At 62.6% G+C, this 3,664-nt stretch carries 5 protein-coding genes; all 5 read right to left on the bottom strand.

Annotated features, from left to right (window positions below):
- Positions 1-816 (bottom strand): NAD(P)-binding domain-containing protein (locus tag ACP7IZ_RS13560; RefSeq protein WP_426849675.1); only part of this gene is annotated, 816 nt, incomplete at its 3' end.
- A gap of 8 nt (positions 817-824) precedes the next feature.
- Positions 825-1,523, bottom strand: a complete 699-nt coding sequence (gene arsH, locus ACP7IZ_RS13555; RefSeq protein WP_012813274.1) for an arsenical resistance protein ArsH — start codon at positions 1,521-1,523, stop codon at positions 825-827.
- Positions 1,524-1,546: 23 nt separating this feature from the next.
- Positions 1,547-2,842 carry an arsenic transporter gene (locus ACP7IZ_RS13550; RefSeq protein ID WP_063355008.1) on the bottom strand — a complete coding sequence of 432 codons (1,296 nt, stop codon included), beginning with the start codon at positions 2,840-2,842 and terminating at the stop codon, positions 1,547-1,549.
- Positions 2,842-3,264 (bottom strand): arsenate reductase (glutaredoxin), encoded by a 423-nt coding sequence (arsC, locus tag ACP7IZ_RS13545; protein ID WP_006115730.1) that lies wholly within the window; start codon positions 3,262-3,264, stop codon positions 2,842-2,844. Before arsC ends, ACP7IZ_RS13550 begins: the two co-directional genes overlap by 1 nt.
- Positions 3,261-3,614 carry an ArsR/SmtB family transcription factor gene (locus ACP7IZ_RS13540; RefSeq protein ID WP_006115729.1) on the bottom strand — a complete coding sequence of 118 codons (354 nt, stop codon included), beginning with the start codon at positions 3,612-3,614 and terminating at the stop codon, positions 3,261-3,263. The genes arsC and ACP7IZ_RS13540 overlap by 4 nt, the downstream gene beginning before the upstream one ends.
- Positions 3,615-3,664: the final 50 nt, after the last annotated feature.

Raw genomic sequence — 3,664 nt, 5'->3', positions numbered from 1 at the left:
AATGGCTTCTTCTCGCCCGTCGGGCCAGACGACGCCCGTCGCCGTCATGCGTACAAACTGGCGCACCGCGTGGAGCACGCCCCGCTCCCGGGCGGCTCGCACGGGCGGCACCATGACGATGTCGCCAAAACCGCCGGTGGGCATGGCCGACGGGCCGCCGAGAACGCGAGCGGTCGCCCGCTCGAACAGCACCCGTCCGTCCACATCGTCAGGTAAGAAGACAGGATCGTGCTGCGTGACCCATGTTGCCTGGGCGACAAGGGACAGCTCCGCCATAATCTGCGCACCGGAGTTGCCCCCACCCACCACGAGCAGACGCTGACCGGCAAATGGTAGTGCGTTGCAGTAATGGGAGGAGTGGATTTGCGTTCTGACAAACAATTCGCGACCCGGATAATCGGGGATGAAGGGCGCAGACCATGTGCCGGTTGCGCCGATGACCGCGCGGCTTACGAAATCACCCACGCTGGTTCTGACATTCAGGAATTTCTGGTCAGTGCGTTCCACACGTCCGACCATTACGGGGCGGTGGATCGGCGGCGCATAGCGCGCCTCGTAGCGGTGCAGATAGTCAAGCACCTCGTCGCGGGTCGGGTAGCTGCCATCGGGCGTGTCGGGCATCGGCCAGCCGGGCAGCGAACTGTAGGACGCGGGTGAAAACAGATGCAGGGAATCCCAGCCATGCACCCATGCACCACCCGCCTGCGTCCCGTTGTCCAGAATGACGTAGGTCAGCCCGGTCCGGCGCAGGAAATACGAGGCGGCGAGCGCTGCCTGACCGCCGCCCACGATCACGACATCGAACTGTTCCGCCATTGCCCGGCTCACAGGCTTTCCGGGAGGCGGAATTCCGCCTTCCGTTCGCTATAGCGGTCCACGAGGTAGTCGGCCCGGTCGCGTAAAAGCCATGTGAACTTCATCAGTTCCTCCATGACATCTACCATCCGGTCATAGAGGGGGGACGGCTTCATGCGGTCATCGTCACCGAACTGCGTATAGGCCATTGGCACGCTGGACTGGTTGGGGATGGTGAACATCCGCATCCACCGGCCCAGAACCCGCAGGGCATTGACGGAATTGAAGCTTTGCGATCCGCCTGAGACCTGCATCACCGCCAGCGTGCGGCCCTGTGTCGGGCGGACCGCCCCTTCGGAGAGCGGCAGCCAGTCGATCTGGTTCTTGAACACGGCGGTAATGTTGCCGTGCCGTTCGGGGCTGCACCAGACCTGGCCTTCCGACCAGATCGAGAGATCCCGCAGTTCCTGCACTTTCGGGTGGGTTGCGGGCACGGAATCCGCTACCGGCAGGCCGGTCGGGTCGAACACCCGTGTCTCGGCCCCCAGCACCTTCAGGATGCGTTCTGCCTCAAGCACCAGCAACCGGCTGAAAGATCGGGGGCGTAAAGAGCCGAAGAGCAGAAGGATACGCGGCGGATGGTCCACACGCGGTTGCGGTTCCAGCCGCGCGAGATCGACCCGTTCAAGATATTCGGGGTGGAGGGCCGGCAAGTCAGGTTCGGTCATTGTGATATTGGTCCATTCGTGCATTACGAGTGGCTGATCCAGGGCAACCACAAGGACAGCGCCGCGAGTGTGACCAGCAGGACGGGCGGGGTGATCGCCAGTCCAACTTTCATATACTGCCCCCATGTGACCCGATGGTTCCTGGATGCCAGCACATGCAGCCACAGCAGTGTTGCGAGACTACCAATCGGCGTGAATTTTGGTCCGAGGTCGCAGCCGATGACGTTGGCATAGATCATCAGGTCGCGTGTCAGCGGCGTGATGTCGTGAGCCTGCTGGATCGCCAGCGCCCCGACCAGCACACTCGGCATATTGTTCATGATGGACGACAGAACAGCCGCCAGAAAGCCGGTGCCGATGGTGGCCGTGAACGTCCCTTGATGACCGAGCCAGACCAGTGCGGTCGCAAGATAGTCGGTCAGCCCGGCATTGCGCAGGCCATACACCACCAGATACATGCCCAGCGAGAAGATCACGATCTGCCACGGGGCGCCCCGCAGCACCTTACGAACAGGGATGACCCGACCATATCCGGCGACGAGCAACAGGATTCCGGCGGCCAGGCAGGCCACGACACAGACCGGGATATGAAACGGCGCTGTCAGGAAATAGGCCGCCAGAACGAGGACCAGCAGCGGAAATGCCGCCCGAAATACATGGTGGTCACGAATTGCCGCAGCGGGTGCTGGCAGTTCGGCGACGGGATAGGTCGCAGGCACCTGCCGCCGGTACCACAGCCAAAGCACAGCCAGCGTCGCGCCCAGCGCCACCAGATCGACGGGGACCATGATCGCGGCATAGCGATCAAACGCAATGCCAAAGAAATTGGCGCTGACGATGTTCACCAGGTTGGAAATGACAAGCGGCAGGCTGGTGGTATCCGCGACGAACCCAGTGGCGATAATAAAGGCCAGCGCCGCGCCATGGCTCAGGCGCAGTTGCGTCAGGATAGCGATGACAATGGGCGTCAGCAGCAGGGCCGCGCCGTCATTGGCGAAAACCGCTGCAATGGCCGCTCCCAGCACCACGATCAGCGGGAATAGCGTCCGGCCTCGCCCTTTGCCCCAGCGCACGACGTGCAGGGCGGCCCAATGGAAGAACCCGGCCTCATCCAGCAACAGCGAGATGACGATCAGCGCGATAAAGGTGAAGGTCGCGTCCCAGACGATGTGCCAGACGACGGGGATGTCGTGCCAGTGGATCACACCAGTTGCCAGAGCCACGGCGGCACCTGCCATTGCGCTCCAGCCGATACCCAGCCCCCGAGGCTGCCAGATGACAAAAACCAGCGTGGCAACGAAAATCAGAAGCGCCAGCATCAGATGATCCGCTTGCCGGATTCATCGACGATCTTCTCCCCGTCCTCTTTGACGAAAGCGCCTCTCTGCGGGTTAGGCAGGATGTCCAGAACCGTCTCGGACGGACGGCAGAGTGCCGCACCGAGGGGGGTGACGACGATCGGCCGGTTAATCAGGATCGGATGCGCCATCATGGCGTCGATCAGCGCATCATCGCTCAGGGCCGGATTATCGAGGCCGAGTTCGTGAAAGGGCGTGCCCTTTTCCCGCAGGACCGAGCGCACCGGAACGCCCATACGGGCGATCAGATCGACCAGTTCCGCACGACCGGGAGGCGTTTTCAGATATTCGATGGTCGTGGGCTCGATCCCGGCATTGCGGATCAGTGCCAGCACGTTGCGCGACGTGCCGCAGGCCGGGTTGTGGTAGATCATGATGGTCATGAGCAGGATTCCGGGGACGGACAGCAGGAGGACAGGCTCGCGACCAGGGGCGCGCAGAGTTCGGGACTGCCCGCGCAGCAGTCCGTGACGAGGAAGAGCATCAGGTCGCGCAGGCGCGGAAGACAGGCGCGATAGACGATCAGCCGGCTATGGCGTTGCGAGGTCAGCAGCCCGGCGCGGGTCAGGGTGGCGAGATGGGCCGAGATCGTGTTTTGCGGGACATCGAGATGCCGCGCGACGTCTCCGGCGGGTAGTCCGTCCGGTTCGTGGCGCACCAGCAGGCGGAAGATCTCCAGCCGTGTGGACTGCGACAGGGCGCTCAGGGCAGCGAGGGCGGATTCTGTATCCATATATCCTTGTTTGTGGATATATTGTCGTAAGTCAAGCTATCCTATGTGAG

Origin of the sequence: Acetobacter sp. AAB5 (assembly GCF_050106715.1) — a bacterium.
GTDB classification, from domain to species: domain Bacteria; phylum Pseudomonadota; class Alphaproteobacteria; order Acetobacterales; family Acetobacteraceae; genus Acetobacter; species Acetobacter oryzifermentans.
Note: the sequence above shows the minus strand (reverse complement) of the source record. Positions and strands in the feature narration are given on the sequence as shown.

What these genes read in the sequence shown, in the direction of transcription:
- arsH (WP_012813274.1), bottom strand. Translation starts at nt 1,523, where the DNA reads ATGACCGAACCTGACTTGCCGGCCCTCCACCCCGAATATCTTGAACGG.
- ACP7IZ_RS13550 (WP_063355008.1), bottom strand. Translation starts at nt 2,842, where the DNA reads ATGCTGGCGCTTCTGATTTTCGTTGCCACGCTGGTTTTTGTCATCTGG.
- arsC (WP_006115730.1), bottom strand. Translation starts at nt 3,264, where the DNA reads ATGACCATCATGATCTACCACAACCCGGCCTGCGGCACGTCGCGCAAC.
- ACP7IZ_RS13540 (WP_006115729.1), bottom strand. Translation starts at nt 3,614, where the DNA reads ATGGATACAGAATCCGCCCTCGCTGCCCTGAGCGCCCTGTCGCAGTCC.